Consider the following 23,360-nt stretch of genomic DNA (forward strand, 5'->3'; position numbering starts at 1 on the left):
CGCCACGCCTCACACAGGCCGGTTCCATCACATCGCGGTCACCGAGGGGGTTAGCCTGGTAGGCGCATCAGCGGATTCAAGATCGAGATCGAGACGGATAGAGGCGAGCCCCAGCCGTGTCCAGCAGCAGCCCTGCGTCACAGTTCGGCCCCAACGAGTGGCTGGTCGAAGAGATGTACGACCAGTTCCTCGCAGACCCATCTTCAGTCGATGCCGCCTGGCACGACTTCTTCGCGGACTTCAAGCCGACGCAGAGCGCGCAGGCCAAGGCGGACACCGCCCGGCAGCAGCAGGCCGAAGTCAAGCCGACGGCCAACGGCCAGGCGGCGCAGCCCTCGGCCAAGGCCGTGCAGAACGCGGAGTCGGCGGCCAAGCAGTCGTCGACCGCGTCGGCGCCCGCGAAGCCGGCCCCCGCGAAGGCAGCCCCGAAGCCGGCGCCGAAGCCGGCCGCGAAGGCCGAGCCCAAGGCCGAGGCGAAGAAGGAAGAGCCGGAGTCGAAGCAGCTGCGCGGCGCCGCGGCGGCCATCGCCAAGAACATGGACGCCTCGCTGAGCGTCCCCACCGCGACCAGCGTGCGCGCGGTCCCGGCGAAGCTGATGGCGGACAACCGCATCGTCATCAACAACCACCTCAAGCGCACCCGCGGCGGCAAGATCTCCTTCACGCACCTCATCGGCTACGCCATGGTGCGGGCGCTGAAGGACTACCCGAACCTCAACCGGCACTACCAGCAGATCGACGGCAAGCCGTTCGCGATCACGCCGGAGCACGTCAACTTCGGGCTCGCCATCGACATGAAGGGCAAGGACGGGTCGCGCAACCTCGTCGTGGCCTCGGTCAAGGGCGTCGAGGACATGTCGTTCCTGCAGTTCTGGCAGGCCTACGAGGAGATCGTCAAGAAGGCCCGCAACAACAAGCTGACGGCCGACGACTTCTCCGGCACCACGATCTCGCTGACCAACCCGGGCGGCATCGGCACCAACCACTCGGTGCCGCGCCTGCAGGCCGGCCAGGGCGCCATCATCGGCGTCGGCGCCATGCAGTACCCGGCGGCGTTCGAGGGCACCAGCGAGAAGACGCTGGTCGACCTCGGCATCAGCAAGATCATGACGCTGACCTCGACGTACGACCACCGCATCATCCAGGGCGCGGAGTCGGGCGAGTTCCTCAAGCGCATCCACCAGCTGCTGCTCGGCGAAGACGGCTTCTACGACGACGTCTTCACCAGCCTGCGCCTGCCGTACGAGCCGATCCGCTGGGTCGCCGACATCCCGGACGGCCCGGTCGACAAGACCGCCCGCGTGATCGAACTGATCGACGCGTTCCGGATGCGCGGCCACCTGATGGCCGACACCGACCCGCTGAACTACCGCCAGCGCAGCCACGCGGACCTGGACGTGCTGTCCCACGGCCTGACGCTCTGGGACCTCGACCGCGAGTTCCCGGTCGGCGGCTTCGCCGGCCAGGAGCGGATGAAGCTGCGCGACATCCTGGGCGTGCTGCGCAACTCGTACTGCCGCACGGTCGGCATCGAGTACACCCACATCCTCGACCCCGAGGAGCGCCGCTGGATCCAGGAGCGCGTCGAGATCCCGCACGAGAAGCCGGACCCCGCGGTCCAGAAGTACGTGCTCTCGAAGCTGAACGCCGCCGAGGCGTTCGAGACGTTCCTGCAGACCAAGTACGTCGGCCAGAAGCGGTTCTCGCTCGAAGGCGGCGAGACGGCGATCCCGCTGCTCGACACGCTGCTGGACAAGGCCGCCGAGCACGAGCTCGACGAGGTCGTCATCGGCATGCCGCACCGCGGCCGGCTGAACGTCCTGGCCAACATCGTCGGCAAGCCGATCAGCCAGATCTTCCAGGAGTTCGAGGGCAACCTCGACCCGGGCCAGGCGCACGGCTCCGGTGACGTGAAGTACCACCTCGGCGCCGAGGGCAAGTACTTCCGCATGTTCGGCGACGGCGAGACGAAGGTGTCGCTGACGGCGAACCCCTCGCACCTGGAGACCGTCGACCCGGTGCTCGAGGGCATCGTCCGCGCGAAGCAGGACCTCCTGGACAAGGGCGGCGAGGGCTACACCGTGCTGCCGGTCCTGATGCACGGCGACGCGGCCTTCGCGGGCCAGGGCGTCGTCGCCGAGACGCTGAACCTGTCGCTGCTGCGCGGGTACCGCACCGGCGGCACCGTGCACGTCATCGTCAACAACCAGGTCGGCTTCACGACCGCGCCGGAGCACTCGCGCTCGTCGCAGTACGCCACCGACGTCGCGAAGATGATCGGTTCGCCGATCTTCCACGTGAACGGCGACGACCCGGAGGCCGCGCACTGGGTGGCCAAGCTGGCCGTCGAGTACCGCCAGGCGTTCCACAAGGACGTCGTCATCGACCTGATCTGCTACCGCCGCCGCGGCCACAACGAGGGTGACGACCCCTCGATGACGCAGCCGGCGATGTACGACATCATCGACACCAAGCGTTCGGTGCGGAAGACCTACACCGAGTCGCTGATCGGCCGCGGTGACATCTCCGTCGAAGAGGCCGAGGCCGCGTTGCGCGACTTCTCGAGCCAGCTGGAGCACGTCTTCAACGAGGTGCGCGAGCTGGAGAAGCACCCGGCGAAGGCCAGCCCCTCCGTCGAGGAGGAGCAGCAGGTGCCGGCCAAGGTGGCGACGGCGATCACCGGCAAGACGCTGGAGCACATCGGCGACGCGTTCGTGAACGTGCCGGAGGGCTTCACCCCGCACCCGCGCGTCAAGCCGGTCATGGAGCGCCGCCACAAGATGTCCCGCGAGGGCGACATCGACTGGGCGTTCGGCGAGCTGCTGGCGTTCGGGTCGCTGGCAATGGAGGGCCGCCTGGTCCGGCTGTCCGGCCAGGACTCGCGCCGCGGCACGTTCACCCAGCGGCACTCGGTGTTCATCGACCGCAAGACCGGCCAGGAGTACTCGCCGCTGCAGAACCTGGCCGACGGCCAGGGCCGCGTGATGATCTACGACTCGGCGCTGTCGGAGTACGCGGCCGTCGGCTTCGAGTACGGCTACTCGGTGGCCAACCCCGAGTCGCTGGTCATGTGGGAAGCGCAGTTCGGCGACTTCGTCAACGGCGCCCAGACGGTCATCGACGAGTACATCTCCTCGGGCGAGGCCAAGTGGGGCCAGCGCTCGGACGTCGTGCTGCTGCTGCCGCACGGCCACGAGGGCCAGGGCCCGGACCACACGTCCGGCCGCATCGAGCGCTTCCTCTCGCTGTGCGCGGAGGGCTCGATGACGGTGGCGGTGCCGTCGACCCCGGCGAACTACTTCCACCTGCTGCGCCGCCACGCCCTCGACGGCATCCAGCGCCCGCTGGTCGTCTTCACGCCGAAGTCGATGCTGCGCAACAAGGCCGCGACCTCGCCGACCGAGGACTTCACCGGCGAAAGCCGCTTCATGTCCGTCATCGACGACGTCACCCCGGACCCGGCGAAGATCCGCAAGGTGCTGCTGACCTCCGGGAAGCTGTACTGGGAGCTGGTGGCCGAGCGGACGAAGCGCGAGGCCGACGACGTCGCCATCGTGCGGATCGAGCAGTACTACCCGCTGCCGAAGAAGAAGCTGCTGGCGGCGCTGGAGCGCTACACGAACGCGACGCAGGTCGCGTGGGTCCAGGAGGAGCCGGAGAACCAGGGTGCGTGGCCGTTCTTCGGCCTGAACCTGCCCCGGAAGTTCCCGGAGGTGCTCTCGGGCCTGCAGGTCGTTTCCCGCCGCCCGATGGCGGCTCCGTCGGCGGGTTCGTCGAAGGTGCACGAGGTCGAGCAGAAGGCGCTGATCTCGAAGGCGTTCGACTGATCGCTTGAAGCCTGACAAAGGCCTCCTCCCCGGTCCGCCGGTGAGGAGGCCTTCGTCGTGGTCCGCCGGAATTCGTCGCCTGCCCGGCTTCGTCGCCCACCCGGGCTTCGTCGCCCGCCCGGAACTGTCGGTGCCCTCCGGTAGCGTGGAAACCGGGGGCGCAGCCCAAACCCGATTGCCATCCGCAGCCGGTTCACGGCAAGGTGGCGATCATGCTGATCCGCCGCGAGACAGCCGCTGACCAGGCGGCGATCCACGCCGTCCACAGCGAGGCCTTCCGGCGCGAAGCGAACGTCACCCCGGTCGAAGCGCCCCTCGTCGACGAACTCCGCGCCGAAGGCGACCTGATCAACGCCCTGTCGCTGGTGGCCCTCCACGACGGCGAAGTCGTCGGGCACGTGTGCTGCAGCCGCGCCCGCCTCGGCGACGACAAGAAGGCCGCCGTCGGGCTCGGGCCGCTCGGCGTGCTGCCCGCGCACCAAACGAGCGGTGTCGGCTCCGCGCTGGTGCACGCCGTGGTCGCCGCGGCCGACGCCCTCGGCCACGGCCTGGTCGTCCTGGTCGGCGAGCCCGCCTACTACTCGCGATTCGGGTTCGTGCCGGCGGCGGACCTGGCGATCACGGCCCCGGACCCGCGGTGGGGCCGGTACTTCCAGGCGCGGACCCTCTCCGCGTACGCACCAACCCAGGCGGGCGCGTTCGAGTACGCGCCCGCGTTCTCCCGGATCTGAACAGGAGCCGCGCGTGTACACACCGACCTCGTCCGTGGGGGTGCGGATCAACCGCGAGCAGCCGCCGGCCAAGCTGCGCGACCTCGCGCGCCAAGCCGAAGACGCGGGTCTCGACGAGCTCTGGCTGGTCGAGGACTGTTTCTGGGCGGCCGGCGTCGCCACGGTCGCGACGGCGCTGGCGGTGACGTCGACGATCAAGGTGGGCATCGGCGTGCTGCCGGCGGTGGCGCGCAACCCGGCGATCGCGGCGATGGAGGTCGCGGCGCTGGCCGAGCTGCACCCGGACCGGCTGATCGCCGGGTTCGGCCACGGCGTCGCGTCGTGGATGCGGCAGATCGGGGCGTACCCGGCATCCCCGCTGGCGGCCCTGGAGGAGACGCTGCTGGCGGTCCGGCGGCTGCTGGCGGGCGAGCGCGTCTCGATGGACGGCCTGCACGTCCACCTGGACGAGGTCGAGCTGGTGTTCCCGCCGGCGTCGCCGCCCCCGCTGGTGGCGGGCGTCCGCCGCCCGAAGTCCCTGGCGGTCGCGGGCGCGGCGGCGGACGGCACGATCCTCGCCGAGCCGGCCCCGCCGGAGTACGTCCGGACGGCGCTGGCGGGCATCGCACCGGGCCGCGCGGCGGAAGGCGCGCCGGCCCACCACGCGGTGGTGACGTACAACTGGCTGGCCCTGGGCGACCGCGAGCGGGCGCGCCTGACGGTCGCGGAGTCCCTGACCCCGGGATCGCGGGTGCAGGTGGAGGGCCTGCCGTTCGCCGGGGAGCTGCTGGCCCTGCTGGACTCGGCGTCCACAGTGGACGATCTGGCGGCGGGCCTGCGTCCGGAGTGGATCGACCGTCTGGCCGTTTGCGGCGACGTGGACACCTGCGCGGCGGCGGTCCGCGCGCTGCACGAGGCCGGCAGCGGTTCGGTGGTGCTGCTGCCGCTGCCGGAGGAGCCCCCGGAGCGGGGCATCGAGGACGCGGCCCGGGTGGCGTCGGCCGTGCGCGGCTGAGGCCGTTCCCGGAAAAGGAGTTCGTGCGGGACGACCGGCGTGCCACGATCGAGCCATGCCGGTCGACCAGCACCTCCTCCTGGCCTTCCTCGTCACCACCGCGATCGCGATGGTCACCCCGGGCCCGGACATGCTCTTCATCCTCGGCTGCGGCATGCGCGGCGGCCCGAAGGCCGGCCTGCTCGCCACCGCCGGGGTCGCCACCAGTGAAGCCATCCACGTCGCCGTCGCGGCGGCCGGGCTGGCCGCGCTCTTCGCCGCCGTGCCCGTGGCCTTCACCGTCGTGCGGGTCGCCGGGGCCGGCTACCTCATCTACCTGGGTGTCCAGGCCATCCGGAACCGCAAGCCGCTCGTCGAGCGGAAAAGCGACCGCGCCTACCTCAGCGGCCTGCTCACCAACCTGCTCAACCCGAAGATGGTCACCTTCACCATCGCCTTCCTGCCGCAGTTCATCGACCCGGCGAAAGGCCACGTCTGGCTGCAGTTCGCGGTCCTCGGCGCGATCATGATCGTGTTCGAGTTCCTCGTCGACGGCACGGTCGGCGTCCTCGCCGGCCGCCTCGGCGGCTGGGTCCGGCGGAAGAAGAACCAGCGCCGCATCGAGGTCGCCACCGGCGGCATCTTCATCGGCCTCGGCGTGAAGCTGGCCGTCGACCACTAAGCCCGGGCGAGGAAGTCCTCCGCGATGTCCAGCGGGTTGCGCTTCTCCTCGGTGAACTCGACGTTCAGCCGCGTCAGCTGCTCGGTCGTCAGCGCCGCCGACACGCGGTTCAGCGCCGCCACCTCACGCGGGGACAGCGTCCCCCGCGCCACCAGCGGCACGATGTTCTGCGCCGGGAACATGTTCTTGTCGTCGGCCAGGGGCACGAACCCGTTCGCCGCGATCGTCGAGGACGTGCTGAACAGGTCCGCCACCTGCACGTCGCCGGACTTCAGCGCCGCCACCGTCACCGGGCCGCCCGTGTCCGTCGTACGGATTTCCTTGAACTCGCAGCCGTACAGCGACTTGATCTTGTCCTTCCAGCGGCTGCTCCACTGGCCGGGCCCGCCGAACACCAGCTCGCGGCAGCGCCGCCCCAGGTCCGAGAACGTCTTCACCCCGGAAGACGCCAGCTGCGGGCCGACGACGAGCAGGTCCTTGTCCTCCGCCGGTGCCTGGTCCAGCACCTCGAAGCCGGGCGGGATCTTCTGCCGCAACTGCGCGTAGACGTCCTGGGACGTCGTCGCGGTGGTGTTCTTGTCGAAGTAGCGCAACAGGTTGCCGCTGTAGTCCGGCACGACCGACAGCGACTTGTCCTGCAGCGCCTTGACGACGACCTCGCGGCTGCCGACCGGCGGCCGCACGGTCACGTTGGTCGCGCCCGCGTCCCGCAGCGCCCCGGCGTAGATCTGGGCCAGCAGCAGGCTTTCGCCGACGTCGGACGCTCCGATGATGATGTCCCCGGAAGCGCCGCCCTCACCGCCGCCCGCCAGCGGGTTGCCACAGCCGGCCGCCAACACCAGGACCGCCAGCACGACCAGCCGCTTCACGCCGCCACCTTCTTCACAGCCGCCGCGAGCCGGACGCCCCGGGGCACCAGGGCCCGGTTCAGCACCGCGAAGAGCAGGTCCAGGACGATGGCCAGCAACGTCGTCAGCAACGCGCCCGCGATGACCTCGGAATAGTCCAAAATGGCCAGTCCGTCGAGCAGGAACCGGCCCAGGCCACCGAGTCCGACGTACGCGGCCACCGCGGCGGTCGCGACGAGCTGGAGCACGGCGTTGCGGATGCCGCCGAGCACGAGCGGCAGCGAGATCGGCACCTCGACCTGCCACAGCCGCTGCCAGCCGGTCATCCCGACGCCCTCGGCGGCGTCGACCACGCCGTGGTCGGTCGCCTGCAGCCCGGCGTACGTCCCGGCCAGGATCGGCGGGACGGCCAGCACGACGAGCCCGATGATCGTCGAGGTGACGCTCTCGGTGAAGAGCAGGAACAGGAACGTGACGAGCCCGAGCGTCGGCAGCGCGCGGATGGCGTTGCCGGCGCTCACCAGCGCGACGCCGCCGCGGCCGGTGTGGCCGACGAACAGGCCCAGCGGCACCGCGATGACCAGGGCGATCACCAGCGACAACGCGGTGTAGCCGAGGTGTTCCAGCAGCCGCTGCGGGATGCCGTCGGGCCCGGACCAGTGCGCCGGGTCGCCGAACCAGCGGACGAGATCGGTGATCACAGCGCCTCCACCCGGGTCCACGGCGTCAGCAGGTTTCGCGAGCCCACCAGCACCAGGTCGACGATCAGCGCCAGCAGGAGGGTCAGCACGATGCCGACCACGATCGGCGAGAAGTACTCGCGCTGGAAGCCGTCGGTGAACAGCACGCCGAGGCCGCCGGTGCCGATCAGCGCGCCGACGCTGACCAGGCTGATGTTGCTGACCGACGCGACCCGCACGCCGGCCGCCAGCACCGGCACGGACAACGGCAGCTCGACGGCGAAGAAGCGGCGCACCGGCTTGTACCCGACGGCGGTCGCGGCGGCGACCACCGGCGCGGGCACCGCGTCGAGGGCGTCGAGCACCGGCCGGACCAGCAGCGCCGTGGTGTAGATCGTCAGCGCGACGACGACGTTGACGCTGTCGAGGATCTTCGACCCGATCAGGCCGGGGATGACGACGAACAGCGCGAGCGACGGGATCGTGTAGAGCAGGTTGGCCACCACCATCAGCACCTGCCGCGCGGGCCGCCAGCGGTGGCCGAGCCAGCCCGCCGCGATCGCCAGGACGATCCCGACGACCAGCGGGAGCAGCGCCAGGTACACGTGGTCGCCCAGGTCACCGAGGATCTGGATGCGGTTGTTCGCGCTGCTCAGGTAGCGCCCGAGCTCGTCGAAGAAGCTCATGACGCCTGCGGGGTCGCCTCGATCACGTCCAGCACTTGCCTCGCGACGACGCCGCCGAGCACCCGGTGGTCGTCGTCCACGACCACGCCGAGGCTGGCGGGCGACGACAGCGCCGCGTCGAGCGCGCCGCGGATCGGCGTCCCCCGCACCCAGAGCGATCCCCCGGCCACGAGGGCGTCCTCGGTGAGCGGACCGTCCACAGTGGAGTTCGGGGGCAGCCAGCCGCGGGGCTGCTTCTCGGTGTTGACCGCGAGCCGCCAGCCGTCGCTCGCGGGAACGGCGGAGCCGATTTCGACCAGCTCCAGCTCCTTGACCTCGACGCCTTCGGCGGAGAGGAACGACAGGCCGCGGTAGCCGCGGTCCCGGCCGACGAACGACGCGACGAAGTCGTCCACCGGGTGCCGCAGGACGTCGGCGGGGGTGCCGTACTGGGCGAGCTTGCCGCCGACGCGCATCACCGCCACCTTGTCGCCGAGCCGGACCGCCTCGTCGATGTCGTGGGTGACGAACACGATCGTCTTGCCCAGCTGCGACTGCAGCCGCAGCAGCTCGTTCTGCAGGTCCTCGCGCACGATCGGGTCGACCGCGGAGAACGGCTCGTCCATCAGCAGCACCGGCGAGTCCGCGGCGAGCGCGCGGGCGACGCCGACGCGCTGCTGCTGACCGCCCGAAAGCTGGGCCGGGTAGCGCTTGCCGAGCTCGACCGGCAGGCCGATGATCTCCAGCAGCTCGGCGGCCCGCTTGCGCGCCTTCGCCTTGTCCCAGCCGGAAAGCAGGGGCACCGTGGCGATGTTGTCCAGCACTGTCCGATGTGGAAAGAGGCCGGCGTGCTGGATGACGTAGCCGATGCCGCGGCGCAGCAGCGCCGGGTCGCCCTCGGCGACGTCCTTGCCGTCCAGCAGCACCTGGCCGCCGGTCGGCTCCACCATCCGGTTGATCATCCGCAGCGACGTCGTCTTGCCGCAGCCCGACGGGCCGACGAACACGGTGATCGTGCCGTCTTCGACCGTGAGGTTCAGCTTGTCGACGGCGACCGTCCCATCCGGATACTGCTTGGTCACGTCGCGGAATTCGATGGTCACAGCCACTCCCCATGTCCCGGTCGGTTCGACCGTAGCCGAGTCGGCGGTGGTTGGCACGCTGTTCCGGCAGGTGGTTGGCTAGGCTCGGAGCCCGTGAAGGCACTCGACGACGTCCTCGCCGCGCACGGCGTCGGCGTCCGCCCGCTGTACCGCGTCCTCGACCTGCTGCGCACCGGCGACCACGACCTCGGCGAGCTGGTCCGGCTGAGCACAGCGCCGCGGCGCAGCGTGGAGGCCGTCCTCGCCGCCCTCGGCGACGACCTGGACCGCAGCGGCGACCGCCTGCGCATCTCGCCCGGCGTCGCGGCGTCGTACCTGCAGTACCACGCGCCGCGCTACGCCGATCCGCTCGACGAAGCCGTCGCGGCGCACGAACTGCTGCCGAAGATCGCCGAGTGGGTGGCCGAGGTGCCGGCACCGCTGGCCGCGCTCGACCACGTGCAGGCCACGCCGGAGACCGTGCTGCGCCGCGCGCTCTGGCTGGACGCGCAGTACGACCTCGCCTCGGCCCGCCTGCTGTTCCTCGGTGACCACGACCTGACGTCGCTGGCGGTGCGGGCGGTCTGCCCGTCGGCGTCGCCGACCGTCGTCGACCTGGACGAGCGCGTGCTCGCCTACCTCGACGACCGCGGCGGCCGCGAGATCCGGACGGTGCACGCGGACCTGCGCGTCGGCCTGCCGCCCTCGCTCTCGAGCGGCTTCGACCTCGTGTTCAGCGATCCGCCGTACACGCCCGAAGGCATGGGGCTGTTCGCGGCGCGCGGGGTGCAGGCGCTGCGCGAGCCGAGCGAAGGACGGCTGCTGCTGGCCTACGGCTACAGCCCGCGCCACCCGGCGCTGGGCGCGCAGGTCCAGCGCTCGCTGGCGACGCTCGGGCTGACGTTCGAAGCGATCCTGCCGGGCTTCAACCGCTACTTCGGCGCGCAGGCGATCGGCAGCGCGGCGGACCTGTACGTCTGCCAGCCGACGGCGAAGGCCAAGAAGATGCGCAGCGGCAAGGCGATCTACACGCACGGCCCGCAGTCGGTGGAGGCGGCCGGGACGAAACCGGCGCTGCTGGAGAAGCTGAAGGAGATCGCGGTCTCGAGCGGGCTTTCGCTGGAGTCGCGGCCGGTGGACTGGTCGATCTCCGGCCCGGAGGGCGACGCGGTGGCGATGGACCTCTCGGGCGACCCGGGCCCGTGGCTGTTGCGGACGCTGCTGGGCACGAACGCCCGGCGCCTGGCGTTGCTCCTGCCGAACGCCCACCCCGACCTGGCGGACCAGGCGGCCCAGGAGGCGCTCGCCTCACTCGTCCGGGGGAAGTACGCGCTGCGGTACCTGCGGAGCACGCCGGACAACCGCCACGCGGTGGTGGTCGCGGACGCGGTGGCGCACCAGGACGAGGTCCTGACCCGCGCCCACGCCCGGCTGGCGAACGTCTCCCTCGACGTCCCGGCGGACCTGGTGAACCTGCGCCTGGTCGACGTCCCCCGCCACCGCCTGACCGAACTGCTCGGCTGAGTCTCGAACGCCCCAATGTGGCCTTGGTTGCGTCAGACGCACCCAATGTGGCCTTCGGTGCGTCTGACGCACCGAAGGCCACATTGGGGCGCTTGAGACTCAGTCCGTGACGCCGTCGGCTTCCGCCGCCTTCGCCACCGCGGCGGCGACCTCCGGGGCCACCCGCGGGTCGAGCGGCGAAGGGACGATCCGGTCCGGGCCCAGGTCGTCCATCGCCACCGACACGATCGCCTCGGCGGCCGCCAGCTTCATGTTCTCCGTGATCGCCCGGGCACCCGAGTCCAGCGCACCGCGGAAGACGCCGGGGAACGCCAGGACGTTGTTGATCTGGTTCGGGAAGTCGCTCCGCCCGGTGGCCACGATCGACGCGTACCGCGCGGCCACGTCCGGGTGAACTTCCGGGTCCGGGTTCGACAGGGCGAACACGATGCCGCCACCCGCCATCCGGGCCAGCAGCGACTCGTCGATCGTCGCGCCCGACAGGCCGAGGAACACGTCCGCGCCTTCCAGCGCCTCCGCCAGGCCGCCGCGCAGACCCGCCTTGTTCGTCGTCGCGGCCAGCCGCTCCTTGACCGGGTTCAGGCCGTCACGACCGGCGTGGATGATGCCGCGGGAGTCGAGCACCGTGACGTCGCCGATGCCGGCCTCCTGGAGGATCTTCGCGCAGGCCACGCCCGCCGCGCCGGCGCCGGAGACGACCACGCGCTGGTCGGCGATCGCCCGGTCGAGGACCAGGTTGGCGCCGCGCAGCGCGGCCAGCGTCACGATCGCCGTGCCGTGCTGGTCGTCGTGCATGACCGGGCAGTCCAGCGCCTCCTTGAGCTTGTCCTCCAGCTCGAAGCACCGCGGCGCGGAGACGTCCTCCAGGTTGACCGCTCCGAACGACGGCCGCAGCCGCACCAGCGTCTCGACGATCTCGTCCACGTCGGTGGTGTCCAGCACCAGCGGGATCGAGTCGAGCCCGCCGAAGGTCTTGAAGAGCACCGACTTGCCCTCCATCACCGGCAGCGACGCGCTGGCGCCGATGTCGCCGAGGCCGAGCACCGCCGTCCCGTCGCTGACCACGACGACCAGCCGGTCCGCCCACGTGTAGCGCTTGGCTTTGGCCGCGTCTTCGGCGATCGCGCGGCTCACCTTCGCCACTCCGGGGGTGTAGGCGATCGAAAGGTCACGGGGGCTGGAAATCGGGCGGGTGGCCGCCACCGAGAGCTTGCCGCCCTCGTGCCCGGTGAAGATCTCTTCGTCGGTGACCGGCGCTGCGGCGCCGGTGGGGTCGGTCATGGGGTTTCCTGTCGTCGTTTCCGTCATTCGTCCAGTGGGAATGACGGAACTCGCGGTTCGGACTCGGGTCACTGGAATTTCTCCTGGGCATGCGGGCTGGGACCACGGTCCGCAGGGGGAAACCGTGGGATATCCCGGCACGGCAGCCCAGCGCGGTAGCGCCGGCCTGTCGGCGAGGCGTCACGTCGGCCATCGGTGCCGTGGGTCTGGCGATGGCCGCGGACGCGGCGGTTCGTTCATTGTGACAGGTCCTCCGCCGCCGGTGACCCCTCGGTGCGGTTGATGTCACACCGGAGCCGATTCACCGGCAATTCCCAAGACGTCCGTCCGGTTTTGTTGGCGCCCGATATGGTGATGTCATGCAATTCCGCCCGCTGAGCGTCCCGGACGCCTTCGAGTTCTCGCCCCGGGCGTTCCCCGACGAGCGGGGCCTGTTCATCGCCCCCTTCCAGGAGGACGCCTTCCGCAATGCGGTCGGCCACCCGCTGCGGCTCGGCCAGTCGAACCACAGCGTGTCCCGGCGCGGCACCATCCGCGGCATCCACTTCGCCGACACCCCGCCCGGCCAGGCCAAGTACGTCTACTGCCCGCGTGGGTCGCTGCTCGACGTCATCGTCGACGTCCGCGTCGGTTCGCCGACCTTCGGCCGGTGGGACGCGGTCGTGCTCGACTCGCGCGACTTCCGCGCCATGTACCTCGCCGAAGGGCTCGGCCACGGCTTCGTCGCCCTCGAGGACGACACCGTGATGACGTACATGTGCTCGGAGCCGTACAACCCCACCGGCGAGCACGGCATCACCCCGCTCGACCCCGCGCTGGACCTGCCCTGGCCCGCGGACATCGAGCAGATCATCTCGGACAAGGACCGCGTCGCGCCGACCCTGGCCGAAGCCGAGGAACAGGGGCTCCTCCCGATGTACGCGGACTGCCTCGCCTACTACGACAAACTCCGCTCGGCCCCTGACCAGTCCCCCTGACCGATCGCCTTGCCCGATCCCGGCCGCTTGGCCGCTTGCGCAATTAGTATGCGTGCATATAGTCTGCTCGCATGGCACTTTACGAGTACGAGCACAGTGAGAACTCCGCCGCCCCCGCCGCCGCGATCTGGCCGCTCTGGGCCGACACGGGCCGCTGGCCGGAGTGGGACGCCGGCGTCCGGTCGGTGGTCCTCGACGGCCCCTTCGCCCCCGGATCCAGCGGCACGATGACGATGGACGGCATACCGCCGATCCCGTTCACCCTCACCGAGGTCACCGAGGGCCGGAGCTTCACCGACGAGACCGTGCTGCCGGACGCGCACCTGCGGTTCGAGCACGTCCTGACCGACATCGACGGCGGCACGCGGATCACCTACCGCGTCACGATCGACGGCCCGGAGGGCTTCGGCCCGCAGGTCACGTCGGACACCCCGGACGCCATGCGCGCGTTGGCCCGTCTTGCCGAGGCTGCGACATCCGGGGCTTCGCCCGAGGCCGGGAGCTCCGCCACCCGGAACCCCCCGAGGGCAGGATCGCAGGTATGACCGCCCCCGAGTCCCGCCTGCCCGGCCCCGAGCGCAGCCCCGGCTTCCTGCTGTGGCGCGTGACGCTGGCCTGGCAGCGGGCAATGCGGGCCGCGCTGGCCCCGCACGACCTCACGCACGTCCAGTTCGTGCTGCTGACGACGACGTGGTGGCTCACCCGCTCGGGCGAGCCACCGACCCAGCGGCAGCTCGCCGACCAGGCCGGCACCGACACGATGATGACCAGCCAGGTCGTCCGCAAGCTCGCCGATCGCGGCCTCCTGGCCCGCGCCGACGACCCGGCCGACGCCCGCGCGAAGCGCCTGGAAGTCACCCCGGCCGGCCTCGAACTGGTCGCGAAGGCGCTGAAGGACGTCGAGGCCGCGGACGCCGAGTTCTTCGCGGCCACCGACGACGGCTTCGTCGACGCACTGGCCCGGCTCGGGCCCTGACGAATCCCGGGGCTTTCCCTGGGGACGATCCCGGATGTCCCGGTCGCGCGATCCGAGCAGGCTCACCGCCATGAAACTTCTCGCACTGGGGGCGGCCGCGGTCGCACTGGCTTTGCTGCCGGGAACCGCGTCCGCGGACGAACTTCCAACATTCGACTTCACCGACTGCCCGGCACCGCCGTCGAACGCCGACCCGGGCACCTGGCGCTGTGAAGCGTTTGTCTCACAAGGAAAGCTGACGATCGGCAGCCAGGAGATCCCCCTGGGGGAAATGCGGCTGACGTTCAGCGAAGGCCGGGTGAACGGCCAGTACGCGCAGGCGTTCGGCGCGCTGCGGCACGAGCCGGTGCGCGTGCCCGGCCTGACCGGCACGACGCTCCAGCTGCGTTACGGCGGCTACTCGGACTTCCAGGGCAACGACACCCGCCGCGGCGAGCTGGACGTCTACGCGGTGCTGCGGCACCCGTTGCTGCGCCGGGAATGCAGCATCGGCACGGCGGCCGCGCCGATGCACACCGTCGTCCACGACGACCCGGCGCTGCCGCCGGTGGTGCTCTCCAAGAACCCGCCGACGTTCCACTTCGGCGTCGTGGACCCGGATCTGGCCGTCCCGGCGACGCACGGCTGCGGCCCGCTCGGCGAGCTCGTCGACCGGAAGCTGGGGCTGCCGTCGCCGACCGGGCAGAACACGTTCCACCAGACGACGTACGTGCAGTACAAGCAGCTCTAACGCTTCTTCGGCGTCACCCAGATGGTGATCGTCCCGGTGACCACGGACTTGCCGTTCGTGTCCGAAATGGTCACCGGGACCTCGAGGTCGAAGCCTTCGTCGCCGAATTCCGGCAGCGCGGGCAGGGCCGCCACCGCGCGCAGGCCCGTCTCGGCCTTCGCGACGTACTCGACGGTCATGCCCTTCGGCAGCCAGCGGTGCGTGGTGGGGACGGTCGCCTCGGCGAGCATGCCCATCGCGATCTCGGCCAGGTTGCAGGCGGCGATCGCGTGGAAGGTGCGGATGTGGTTGTAAACACCCCACCACTTCGGCGCGGTGACCTCGCAGTGGCCCGGCCGCAGCTCGCGCACCGAGGGCAGCACCGTGCGGAAGTACGGCACCCGGAGGCACATCGCGGCGCTGAACAGCTGTTTCCCGCCCGGCTTCCCGGCCAGCTTGTGCCACATCGCGAACGTCGGCGTCTGGGACATGAAGATCTCCTCAAGCTAAGCTACCGCTCAGTAGCAAACCAGAGGGCCAGCCGGCGCGCAAACGGCCGGGTATGTTCGGCCGCGTGGCGAACCGTCTCTTCCTCCTCCGGCACGGGCAGACCGAATGGTCGCTGAACGGGCGGCACACCGGCCGCACGGACATCCCGCTGACGCCGGCGGGCGAAGGCCAGGCGCGGGCCGCGGGCGGCACCCTCCGCAGCCTCGTCGGCGGCCCGTCGCTGGTGCTGTCGAGCCCGCGAGCCCGGGCGCTGCGCACCGCGGCGCTGGCCGGGCTGCGCGTCGACGAAGTCACCGAAGACCTCGCTGAGTGGGACTACGGCGACTACGAAGGCGTCACCACGCCGAAGATCCGCGAAACCGTGCCGGGCTGGACGGTCTGGAGCCACCCGATCCCCGGCGGCGAAAGCGCTTCGGAGGTCTCCGCCCGCGCTGATCGGGTGCTGGAGCGCGCCCGGCGAGCCAGCGAAGCGGGCGACGTGATCCTGGTGGGACACGGGCACTTCAGCCGCGTGCTGGTGGCCCGCTGGCTCAGCCTGCCCGCCACCGCCGGCGTCCACTTCGGACTCGACGCGGCCGGCATCGCGGTGCTCGGCGACGAGCGCGGCGAACCCCAGATCGAACACCTCAACCTGCTGCCCGCGGAGGACTGACGTGCCCGACGACCGCATCCGCCGGATCCGCCCCGACGACGTCGAAGCGGCCGTCCGCCTGGCGTACGACCTGGCGGAGTACGAGCGCGCCCCCGACGAGTGCCACCTGACGCCGGCACAGCTGCACGACGCGCTGTTCGGCGAGGCGCCGAAGCTGTTCGGGCACGTGGCCGAAGTGGACGGCGAGGTCGTCGGCTTCGCGGTCTGGTTCCTCAACTTCTCGACCTGGCGCGGGGTGCACGGCATCTACCTCGAGGACCTGTACGTGCAGGCGTCCCACCGCGGCTCGGGCCTGGGCAAGGCCCTGCTGGCGGCGCTGGCGGCCGAGTGCGTCGCGAACGGCTACGCGCGGCTCGAGTGGTCGGTCCTGGACTGGAACCCGGCGACGGAGTTCTACAAGGCCCTCGGCGCGGTCGCGATGGACGAGTGGACGGTCAACCGCCTCACCGACGCCCCGCTGCACACCCTCGCCGCCCAGGCGTAACGCGCCTGGCCGCCCGAGGTCTCGAACGGCTCATCGCCCGCACCGAGGAACGTCGCGAACGACTCATTCGCGGCATCAGAGGTCCCGAATGAGTCATTCGCGACCTCTCGGCGGGGCCTTACTCAGTCCTCTTCGTGGCCTTCGCGCTCGGCGCGGCGGCCGGCGAGGCCGCCGCGTTCGGCGGCTTCCGTCTCGGTCTCACCTTCGCGGAGGCCCAGCGCCCAGGCCCGGGCCGACCGGCGGAACAGCAGGCCCAGGGCCACGATGCCGAGCAGGGCGATCGGCACACCCCACAGCGGCTCGCCGGACGGGCCCAGCAGGTACCAGCCGAGGCCGATCACGATCAGCGCGATCACCACGCCGGGCGAGCGCGCCCACGTCTGGCCGAGCACCAGCCCGGCCGACGCGGCCAGGAACGCCAGCGCCACCACGATGAACGTGCCCGACTCGACGAAGACGTTGTTGCCCGGCTGAGCCGGCGACCGCAGGCCGTTCACCAGCACGATCACCCCGAACACCAGCAGGGCGAGCGACGGCACCGCGGTGACGGCACCGGCCAGCCGGACCTCGCGGGGAGCGGGCGAGAACTTCACTGCGGCGGCCTTCCGGACGGACGGGGCAAGTACTGGCGACCTGCTTTGCGGGAGCACAGTTTTGCGGCGGCACAGTGGACTCGACCAGGGCGAGTCACCGTGCGTGAGCCAATTCGATCGTATGCCACCCGGTCGGCCGTTTTCGCGGGACCGCCCGGGCGCCGAAGATTCAGGTGTCGTCGATGAGCGGGCGGTCGGCCCGGGTGCACTTGTCACGACGAGCGGACACTCGCGTGCGAAGGAGGACCGCCCGGCACAGGGTCTCGAAGGTGCTGTTCCCCGGGGTTGCGCCCGTCACCATGCGGCGCCGGAAGGTTCTCGGGCCGCCGGATGTCACTTACTCTGCGGTAATGCGCGCAATCCTCGTCGTGAACCCCCAGGCCACCTCGACCACCGCCGGTGGCCGGGACGTGCTGGCGCACGCGCTCGCCAGCCAGGTGAAACTCGACGTGGTCGAGACGGACTACCGCGGCCACGCGATGGCCGTCGCGCGCTCGGCCGCGCGGGACGGCATCGACCTGGTCGTGGCGCACGGCGGCGACGGCACGGTCAACGAGGTCGTCAACGGCCTGCTCGCCGACGCCGACGGCGACCCTTCGGAGATCGGGCACGTACCCGCCCTGGGCGTCGTCCCCGGCGGCTCGGCCAACGTGTTCGCGCGCGCCCTCGGCATCTCGGCGGACTCGTTCGAGGCCACCCACCAGCTGCTCAACGCGCTGGAGAACGACCGCTCGCGCCGGGTCGGGCTCGGCCTGGCCGACGGGCACTGGTTCACCTTCAACTCCGGCCTCGGCTGGGACGCCGACGTCGTCGGCCGGGTCGCCAAGCGCCGCGGCAAGCAGACGACGGCCGGCCTCTACCTGCGGGCCGCCGTCCGCTCCTACTTCCGGCCACCGCTGGGCCGGCCGGCCCTCACGATCCGCATCCCGGGTGAAGAACCCGCCGAGGCGTTGACCGCTTTCGTGTCGAACACCGATCCGTGGAGTTACCTGGGTGAGCGAGCCATTCACCTCAACCCGGGTTGCTCGTTCGAGACGGGATTGGGTTTGTTCGCGTTGAACGGTCTGGGGTTGCCGACGGTGTTCAAGCATGTACGCCAAGCTTTGACTACGAAGAGCAACCAGCGCGGCCGGCGTCTCGTGCGTCACGATGACCTCCCGATGATCCGCATCGACGCAGCTGAACCGGTAAACTTCCAGGTGGACGGCGACCTCGTCGGCCAGCGGACCCGAGTGGAATTCTTCAGCGTCCCGAACGCACTCACGGTAATCGTGTGACGACGGGACCGCTGATCGCCTGCGGATAAGTGCCAGGTGCCGTTCGTCGACGGAGAAGCTCCACTCAGCGCATCAGCCTTCCCTTCGGACGGCTGTGTCGGAGAGAAACCGCAGGTCAGAGGGGTCGCTCGGCCGGGTGACCTGACTCACCGATCTTCCGGAAACCCTTGTCGAAAGCGGTGCTTCGTGAAAGCATTCACAAGCACCCAAGAACACGACCGCCATTAGACGACTGTGGCGCGGCCCTCCCGCGCCATATGAAGGAGCTCACGAACATGGACTGGCGCCACGACGCGGCCTGCCGAGACGAGGACCCCGAGCTGTTCTTCCCGGTGGGAACCAGCGGTCCGGCTCTGTCGCAGGTTACGCAGGCGAAGGCCGTGTGCCACCGCTGCACCGTCGCTTCCGACTGCTTGGCCTGGGCTTTGGCCAGCGGCCAGGACGCGGGCGTGTGGGGCGGCATGAGCGAGGATGAGCGACGCGCGCTCAAGCGCCGCCGTACGCACATCGGCACGCGGACCAACGCCTAAGTTTCTCGAGATCCACCCAGGCCGAGCAGGAATTTCACCCGGCGGGCATTTGTCGTGCCCACGCCGTCTGGGGTGATACCTACCCGGTCTGAGCTTAACAACCGAGGCGAAACCACCTGGCGACGGGTGCGGTGAAACCTCACCGGGACTTCAACCTCCCACGAAGCGCTGAACGGCCCGGCACCACGCACCTGGTGCCGGGCCTTCATCGTGTCGACCCCCCAATCACGCGTGTCGACCCCCCAGTCACGCGAGTTGACCCTTCAATCACACGGCAGCAAGGCACCAGCGTGATTGAGGAGCCAACTCGCGTGTTCAGGGAGTCGACACGCGTGATTGAAGAGACGACACGAGTCAGAGGCGGCGGGACAGCGGGATGCGCAGGGCGGCTTCCGTCCCCGTCACTCGGGTCGCCGACGTCTCCGGCCGCACCTTTCGCAGCGAGAGTGAGCCCCGCAGCTCGGACTCCACCAGCGTCCGGACGATCTGCAGCCCGAGCCCGTCCGACCGCTCCAGCGAGAACCCCGACGGCAGGCCGCGCCCGTTGTCGCGGATCACGACGTCCAGCCAGCGGGCCGAACGCTCCACGATCAGCTCGACCTTGCCCGACCGGCCCGCCGGGAACGCGTGCTCGATCGCGTTCTGCACCAGCTCGGCCAGCACCATCACCAGCGGCGTCGCGATCTCCGCGACCACCACCCCGAACGAGCCCTTGCGCGACAGCCCGACCTGCGACTCCGCCGTGGCGACCTCGCCGACCATCGGCAGCACGTTGTCCAGCAGCTTGTCGAGGTCGACGCGCTCGTCCACCGAAATCGACAGCGCCTCGTGCACCAGCGCGATCGACGTCACCCGGCGCACGGACTCCGCCAGGGCGAGCCGCGCCTCCTCCGACGACGTCCGCCGGGACTGCAGCCGCAGCAACGCGGCCACCGTCTGCAGGTTGTTCTTCACCCGGTGGTGGATCTCCCGGATCGTCGCGTCCTTCGACAGCAGCGCGCGGTCACGCCGTTTCACCTCGGTGACGTCGCGGACCAGCACCAGCGCGCCCGCCGCCTGCCCCGCCGGCCGCAGCGGCAGCGCGCGGAACAGCACCACGGCGCCGCGTCGCGAGTCGGCCTCCGTGCGGCTCGACGGCTTCCCGTCGAGGGCCTCGATGATCCGGTGGGACACCTCGGTCGCGTCGAACGGGTCGCGGATCAGCGACCGCGTCAGCGGCGCCAGCCGCGTCCCGACCAGGTCGGACTCGTGCCCCATCCGGTGGTAGGCGGACAGGCCGTTCGGGCTGGCGAACACGACCGTGCCGCTCGAGTCGAGGCGGATCAGCCCGTCCCCCACCCGCGGCGAAGTGTGCGTGTCGGTCGCGTTCGTCCCGTTCGGCGGGAACGTGCCGTCGACGATCATCTGGCACAGGTCGCCGGCACTGCCCAGGTACGCGATTTCCAGCGGCGACGGCACCCGCGGCGCGGCCAGGTTCGTCTCGCGGCTCATCACGGCGATGACCTCGTCGTGGAACCGGACCGGGATCGCCTCACGCCGCATCGGCAGGTCGCGGTACCAGTGCGGGTCTTCCTCGCGGCAGATCCGCACCTCGCGCATGGCCTTCGCCAGCTGCGGGTGCTCCTGGACGGTGAACCGCGTGCCGACGACGTCCTCGGGGTGCGCCGTGGGCGCCGTCGTCGGCCGCGCGTGCGCGACGCAGACGAAGTCACCGCCGTCGGGCTGCAGTTCCTCGGTCACCGGGACCCAGAGCAGGAAGTCGGCGAAGGACAGGTCGGCCAGCAGCTGCCACTCCGCGACGACGGTCTGCAGGTGATCCGCCGCCTCCCCCGGGAGGCCGGTGTTGTCGGCGAGCAGTTCGGCGAGCGTGGACACGCACCCCATCCAACCAGAGCGGGACGTCATGACACACTTGAGAGGTTGACCAGCTTTGACGACGAGGAGTGAACATGTCGAAGCGCGCCCGCAAGCGTCGCGACCGGAAGAAGAACGGCGCGAACCACGGCAAGAAGCCCAACGCCTGATTCCCGGCGTCGGCATGACGAAGGCCCCCACACTCAGCGTGGGGGCCTTAGTCGTGCTCAGGCACTACTCGGAGCGCTGCTCGAGGGTGATCTCGGTGCGTTCCACGGTGACGCCGCCGCGCGTGGCGACGGTCTGGCGGATCGACGCGCGCAGCCGGCTCTTCAGCTCGGCTGGGGCGTGGTCGCCGCCGCACTTGCGGGCCAGCAGCTGCTTGATGTGCTCGTCGATGCCGTACTCCTCGAGGCACGGCGGGCAGTCCTCGATGTGCGAGCGCAACGCGGCGTCACGCTCGGGGCTGCACTCGCGGTCGAGCAGCAGGTAGATGTCGGCGAGCGCCTCTTCGCAGCGGACCTTGTCGGACGCGCCTTCGCACATGTCGTTCATCGCCCGGCCACCTCTTCCTGGGCACCCCGGATGAAACCGCGCTCCCGGGCCACGTCGGCGAGCAGGTCGCGCAGCTGAGCGCGGCCGCGGTGCAGGCGGGACATCACGGTGCCGATGGGCGTGTCCATGATCTCGGCGATCTCCTTGTACGCGAAGCCCTCGACGTCGGCCAGGTAGACGGCGAGCCGGAACTCCTCGGGCAGCTTCTGCAGGGCGGCCTTGACGTCGGTGTCGGGCAGGTTGTCCATCGCCTCGACCTCGGCCGACCGCAGCCCGCTCGAGGTGTGGTTCTCCGCCTTGGCGATCTGCCAGTCGGTGATCTCCTCGGTGGGCGCCTGCACCGGCTGCCGCTGACGCTTGCGGTAGCCGTTGATGTAGGTGTTGGTCAGGATGCGGTACATCCAGGCCTTCAGGTTCGTCCCCGCCTTGAAGGAGGCGAACGCCGCGTACGCCTTGAGGTAGGTCTCCTGGACCAGGTCCTCGGCATCGGCGGGGTTGCGGGTCATCCGCATCGCGGCCGAGTACAGCTGGTCGAGCAGCGGCATCGCGTCCCGCTCGAAACGCTCGGCGCGCTCGGCCTCGGTCGCTTCTTCCGGCGCTGAGTTCTGCGTGCTCGGCAAACCGTTCCCTTCCCGCTCGGCGTCGATGCGCGTGCGCGCATACGGCGGACCCGAGTTTACGCGGGGACCGGGCACGCCGCGGTTCGCCGGTGCCTGGGAACTGCGGCGGCTGCGTGAGCGTGTGGTGGCGAGCGTTGTTGTCACGTCCGGTACAACCGATCGGGGGGATCGGGCATTCCCTAGACTTCCGCCATGGCTGGCAAGGGCACCCCGGCGACGGCGTTGCTGGTGAAGCAAAAAGTGGCGCACACGCTGCACGCCTACGACCACGACCCGCGGGCGGATTCGTACGGGCTGGAAGCGGTGGAAGCGCTGGGCCTGGACCGCGCACGCGTGTTCAAAACGCTGGTCGCGGAGGTGGACGGCCGGCTCGTGGTGGGCGTGGTCCCGGTCACCGGCCAGCTGGACCTGAAGGCACTGGCGGCCGCGGCGGGCGGCAAGAAGGCGAAGATGGCGGACCCGGCGGCGGCCCAGCGGGCGACGGGGTACGTGCTGGGCGGGATCTCGCCACTGGGCCACCGAAGCCGGTTACCGGTGGTGATCGACGCCTCGGCGGAGGGGTTCGAGACGGTGTTCTGCTCGGCCGGGCGGCGGGGGCTCGAAGTGGAGCTGGCGCCGGGCGAACTCATCCGGCTGACCGGCGCCGCGGTGGCGCCGATCGGGGCGTAACGGGGAGGATCGAGCACGACCCCTGATCGAGCGGATACCGCCGATCGGCACGGCGGCGTGGGGGCGACCGCTTACTCCCGCTGAATGAGGCAGCCGGAACGCCGCAAAGGCTGGGAAATCCGCGAAGCGAACCTCGGACACAGCTGGTCAGCGGTCTATAACGCACCGCAACTGATCACCTTGCTTCGAATGAGAGGCCACGCGATAGTCGAGAAGACGTGCGCCGAACGCTGGTCGCCTGATGTCATCGCACCTTCGGAGCGCGGGCGAGCTGGAGCGTGGCCGCACGGGGGCGGCTTCTTGAGCACCAGCGAGCTGCCGGGCGACGCCGCGACGCGGCGCGCAAGCTGAGGATGCGTGTCCTCAAACGAGACAGCTACCGGTGGTGATCGACGCCTCGGCGGAGGGGTTCGAGACGGTGTTCTGCTCGGCCGAGCGGCGGGGCTGGAAATGGAACTCGCGCCGGGTGAGCTCATCCGGCTGACCGGCGCCGTAGTGGCGCCGATCGGCGCCTGAGCTGCAAAAATACGACCCAGGGAGCGACCGGACGTCCCCCGCCCGTCCCTGGGGGGTGTCCCTATCTGGTTGTCAAGCCGCAGCGGCAGCGGGGTGGCGGTAGTGGGTGCCGTTGCGGAGCATGGCGTAGAGGACGTCGCAGCGG

General features: G+C 70.4%; 24 protein-coding genes and 1 pseudogene. 15 read left to right on the plus strand and 10 right to left on the minus strand.

From position 1 onward, the window contains the following. The first annotated feature begins 116 nt into the window (after positions 1-116). The 4 genes from AB0M30_RS43050 (at position 117) to AB0M30_RS43065 (ending at position 6,213) form a co-directional block, all read left to right on the plus strand. Entirely contained in the window at positions 117-3,827 is a 3,711-nt protein-coding gene (locus AB0M30_RS43050) for a multifunctional oxoglutarate decarboxylase/oxoglutarate dehydrogenase thiamine pyrophosphate-binding subunit/dihydrolipoyllysine-residue succinyltransferase subunit (protein WP_364597060.1), read from the plus strand. 212 nt (positions 3,828-4,039) lie between these two features. Continuing rightward, positions 4,040-4,558 carry an N-acetyltransferase gene (locus AB0M30_RS43055; protein WP_364597063.1) on the plus strand — a complete coding sequence of 173 codons (519 nt, stop codon included), beginning with the start codon at positions 4,040-4,042 and terminating at the stop codon, positions 4,556-4,558. A 13-nt stretch (positions 4,559-4,571) separates the two neighbouring features. Then, on the plus strand, positions 4,572-5,552 hold the full coding sequence (locus tag AB0M30_RS43060) for an LLM class flavin-dependent oxidoreductase (protein WP_364597066.1): 981 nt from the start codon (positions 4,572-4,574) through the stop codon (positions 5,550-5,552). 55 nt (positions 5,553-5,607) lie between these two features. Further along, positions 5,608-6,213, plus strand: a complete 606-nt coding sequence (locus AB0M30_RS43065; RefSeq protein WP_103341253.1) for a LysE family translocator — start codon at positions 5,608-5,610, stop codon at positions 6,211-6,213. Here AB0M30_RS43065 and AB0M30_RS43070 read toward each other — a convergent pair. The 4 genes from AB0M30_RS43070 to AB0M30_RS43085 are packed head-to-tail and all read right to left on the minus strand — an operon-like array spanning position 6,210 to position 9,509. Beyond that, positions 6,210-7,082: an ABC transporter substrate-binding protein gene (locus AB0M30_RS43070; RefSeq protein WP_364597070.1), complete on the minus strand. Its 873-nt coding sequence runs from the start codon at positions 7,080-7,082 to the stop codon at positions 6,210-6,212. The two genes, AB0M30_RS43065 and AB0M30_RS43070, sit on opposite strands and share 4 nt — an antisense overlap. After that, complete coding sequence (locus tag AB0M30_RS43075) at positions 7,079-7,762, minus strand: ABC transporter permease subunit (RefSeq protein WP_103341251.1); 684 nt, start codon at positions 7,760-7,762, stop codon at positions 7,079-7,081. Before AB0M30_RS43075 ends, AB0M30_RS43070 begins: the two co-directional genes overlap by 4 nt. Then, the gene (locus tag AB0M30_RS43080) at positions 7,759-8,427 is read right to left on the minus strand and encodes an ABC transporter permease subunit (RefSeq protein WP_364597073.1); all 669 of its coding nucleotides are present in this window, start codon (positions 8,425-8,427) and stop codon (positions 7,759-7,761) included. The genes AB0M30_RS43075 and AB0M30_RS43080 overlap by 4 nt, the downstream gene beginning before the upstream one ends. Further along, positions 8,424-9,509, minus strand: a complete 1,086-nt coding sequence (locus AB0M30_RS43085; RefSeq protein ID WP_364597076.1) for an ATP-binding cassette domain-containing protein — start codon at positions 9,507-9,509, stop codon at positions 8,424-8,426. Before AB0M30_RS43085 ends, AB0M30_RS43080 begins: the two co-directional genes overlap by 4 nt. 93 nt (positions 9,510-9,602) lie before the next feature. Between AB0M30_RS43085 and AB0M30_RS43090 the strand changes: the two genes are divergently transcribed. Then, positions 9,603-11,012 carry a bis-aminopropyl spermidine synthase family protein gene (locus AB0M30_RS43090; protein WP_364597079.1) on the plus strand — a complete coding sequence of 470 codons (1,410 nt, stop codon included), beginning with the start codon at positions 9,603-9,605 and terminating at the stop codon, positions 11,010-11,012. A 99-nt stretch (positions 11,013-11,111) separates the two neighbouring features. Here the strand turns inward: AB0M30_RS43090 and AB0M30_RS43095 are convergent, their stop codons facing one another. Continuing rightward, on the minus strand, positions 11,112-12,293 hold the full coding sequence (locus AB0M30_RS43095; RefSeq protein WP_364597082.1) for an NADP-dependent malic enzyme: 1,182 nt from the start codon (positions 12,291-12,293) through the stop codon (positions 11,112-11,114). A 359-nt stretch (positions 12,294-12,652) separates the two neighbouring features. Between AB0M30_RS43095 and rfbC the strand changes: the two genes are divergently transcribed. From rfbC to AB0M30_RS43115, 4 genes are all read left to right on the plus strand, one after another. Continuing rightward, on the plus strand, positions 12,653-13,270 hold the full coding sequence (gene rfbC / locus AB0M30_RS43100) for a dTDP-4-dehydrorhamnose 3,5-epimerase (protein WP_364597085.1): 618 nt from the start codon (positions 12,653-12,655) through the stop codon (positions 13,268-13,270). Between the two features lie 71 nt (positions 13,271-13,341). Next, complete coding sequence (locus AB0M30_RS43105; RefSeq protein ID WP_364597088.1) at positions 13,342-13,815, plus strand: SRPBCC family protein; 474 nt, start codon at positions 13,342-13,344, stop codon at positions 13,813-13,815. Beyond that, the gene (locus tag AB0M30_RS43110) at positions 13,812-14,246 is read left to right on the plus strand and encodes a MarR family winged helix-turn-helix transcriptional regulator (RefSeq protein ID WP_364597091.1); all 435 of its coding nucleotides are present in this window, start codon (positions 13,812-13,814) and stop codon (positions 14,244-14,246) included. Before AB0M30_RS43105 ends, AB0M30_RS43110 begins: the two co-directional genes overlap by 4 nt. 70 nt (positions 14,247-14,316) lie before the next feature. Further along, positions 14,317-14,976 (plus strand): hypothetical protein, encoded by a 660-nt coding sequence (locus tag AB0M30_RS43115; protein WP_364597094.1) that lies wholly within the window; start codon positions 14,317-14,319, stop codon positions 14,974-14,976. Here AB0M30_RS43115 and AB0M30_RS43120 read toward each other — a convergent pair. Further along, complete coding sequence (locus tag AB0M30_RS43120; RefSeq protein WP_364597097.1) at positions 14,973-15,446, minus strand: hotdog fold domain-containing protein; 474 nt, start codon at positions 15,444-15,446, stop codon at positions 14,973-14,975. The genes AB0M30_RS43115 and AB0M30_RS43120 overlap by 4 nt on opposite strands. An 83-nt stretch (positions 15,447-15,529) precedes the next feature. Here AB0M30_RS43120 and AB0M30_RS43125 point away from each other — a divergent pair, with 83 nt between their 5' ends. Beyond that, positions 15,530-16,117, plus strand: coding sequence for an acid phosphatase (locus AB0M30_RS43125; protein WP_364597100.1), 588 nt, complete (start codon positions 15,530-15,532; stop codon positions 16,115-16,117). 1 nt (position 16,118) lies between these two features. Further along, positions 16,119-16,601, plus strand: a complete 483-nt coding sequence (locus tag AB0M30_RS43130) for a GNAT family N-acetyltransferase (RefSeq protein ID WP_364597103.1) — start codon at positions 16,119-16,121, stop codon at positions 16,599-16,601. Between the two features lie 122 nt (positions 16,602-16,723). On the opposite strand, the gene AB0M30_RS43135 is transcribed toward AB0M30_RS43130, so the two are convergent. After that, a complete protein-coding gene (locus AB0M30_RS43135) occupies positions 16,724-17,194 on the minus strand; it encodes a hypothetical protein (RefSeq protein ID WP_364597106.1) in 471 nt (156 codons plus the stop codon). A 350-nt stretch (positions 17,195-17,544) separates the two neighbouring features. Between AB0M30_RS43135 and AB0M30_RS43140 the strand changes: the two genes are divergently transcribed. Further along, positions 17,545-18,471 carry a diacylglycerol kinase family protein gene (locus AB0M30_RS43140; RefSeq protein ID WP_364597109.1) on the plus strand — a complete coding sequence of 309 codons (927 nt, stop codon included), beginning with the start codon at positions 17,545-17,547 and terminating at the stop codon, positions 18,469-18,471. 275 nt (positions 18,472-18,746) lie between these two features. After that, on the plus strand, positions 18,747-19,001 hold the full coding sequence (locus AB0M30_RS43145; protein WP_003059797.1) for a WhiB family transcriptional regulator: 255 nt from the start codon (positions 18,747-18,749) through the stop codon (positions 18,999-19,001). A 354-nt stretch (positions 19,002-19,355) separates the two neighbouring features. Here the strand turns inward: AB0M30_RS43145 and AB0M30_RS43150 are convergent, their stop codons facing one another. From AB0M30_RS43150 to AB0M30_RS43160, 3 genes are all read right to left on the minus strand, one after another. Next, entirely contained in the window at positions 19,356-20,876 is a 1,521-nt protein-coding gene (locus tag AB0M30_RS43150; RefSeq protein WP_103341239.1) for a PAS domain-containing sensor histidine kinase, read from the minus strand. A 213-nt stretch (positions 20,877-21,089) separates the two neighbouring features. After that, a complete protein-coding gene (gene rsrA, locus AB0M30_RS43155; protein ID WP_103341238.1) occupies positions 21,090-21,410 on the minus strand; it encodes a mycothiol system anti-sigma-R factor in 321 nt (106 codons plus the stop codon). Next, entirely contained in the window at positions 21,407-22,030 is a 624-nt protein-coding gene (locus AB0M30_RS43160) for a sigma-70 family RNA polymerase sigma factor (RefSeq protein ID WP_013229712.1), read from the minus strand. The genes rsrA and AB0M30_RS43160 overlap by 4 nt, the downstream gene beginning before the upstream one ends. A 192-nt stretch (positions 22,031-22,222) precedes the next feature. Here AB0M30_RS43160 and ybaK point away from each other — a divergent pair, with 192 nt between their 5' ends. Together ybaK and AB0M30_RS43170 are read left to right on the plus strand one after the other, a co-directional pair. Further along, positions 22,223-22,699 carry a Cys-tRNA(Pro) deacylase gene (ybaK, locus tag AB0M30_RS43165; RefSeq protein WP_103341237.1) on the plus strand — a complete coding sequence of 159 codons (477 nt, stop codon included), beginning with the start codon at positions 22,223-22,225 and terminating at the stop codon, positions 22,697-22,699. A gap of 373 nt (positions 22,700-23,072) precedes the next feature. Further along, positions 23,073-23,215 (plus strand): annotated as a pseudogene (locus tag AB0M30_RS43170) (Cys-tRNA(Pro) deacylase); the annotation flags it as partial. Positions 23,216-23,360 lie beyond the last annotated feature (145 nt).

The sequence above is a fragment of the Amycolatopsis sp. NPDC051716 genome (assembly GCF_040681595.1).
Taxonomy (GTDB): Bacteria; Actinomycetota; Actinomycetes; order Mycobacteriales; family Pseudonocardiaceae; genus Amycolatopsis.

Coding starts and splice junctions, on each gene's coding strand:
- AB0M30_RS43055 (WP_364597063.1), top strand. CDS start 4,040: ATGCTGATCCGCCGCGAGACAGCCGCTGACCAGGCGGCGATCCACGCC.
- AB0M30_RS43065 (WP_103341253.1), top strand. CDS start 5,608: ATGCCGGTCGACCAGCACCTCCTCCTGGCCTTCCTCGTCACCACCGCG.
- AB0M30_RS43080 (WP_364597073.1), bottom strand. CDS start 8,427: ATGAGCTTCTTCGACGAGCTCGGGCGCTACCTGAGCAGCGCGAACAAC.
- AB0M30_RS43095 (WP_364597082.1), bottom strand. CDS start 12,293: ATGACCGACCCCACCGGCGCCGCAGCGCCGGTCACCGACGAAGAGATC.
- rfbC (WP_364597085.1), top strand. CDS start 12,653: ATGCAATTCCGCCCGCTGAGCGTCCCGGACGCCTTCGAGTTCTCGCCC.
- AB0M30_RS43105 (WP_364597088.1), top strand. CDS start 13,342: ATGGCACTTTACGAGTACGAGCACAGTGAGAACTCCGCCGCCCCCGCC.
- AB0M30_RS43110 (WP_364597091.1), top strand. CDS start 13,812: ATGACCGCCCCCGAGTCCCGCCTGCCCGGCCCCGAGCGCAGCCCCGGC.
- AB0M30_RS43115 (WP_364597094.1), top strand. CDS start 14,317: ATGAAACTTCTCGCACTGGGGGCGGCCGCGGTCGCACTGGCTTTGCTG.
- AB0M30_RS43120 (WP_364597097.1), bottom strand. CDS start 15,446: ATGTCCCAGACGCCGACGTTCGCGATGTGGCACAAGCTGGCCGGGAAG.
- AB0M30_RS43140 (WP_364597109.1), top strand. CDS start 17,545: ATGCGCGCAATCCTCGTCGTGAACCCCCAGGCCACCTCGACCACCGCC.
- AB0M30_RS43145 (WP_003059797.1), top strand. CDS start 18,747: ATGGACTGGCGCCACGACGCGGCCTGCCGAGACGAGGACCCCGAGCTG.
- rsrA (WP_103341238.1), bottom strand. CDS start 21,410: ATGAACGACATGTGCGAAGGCGCGTCCGACAAGGTCCGCTGCGAAGAG.
- ybaK (WP_103341237.1), top strand. CDS start 22,223: ATGGCTGGCAAGGGCACCCCGGCGACGGCGTTGCTGGTGAAGCAAAAA.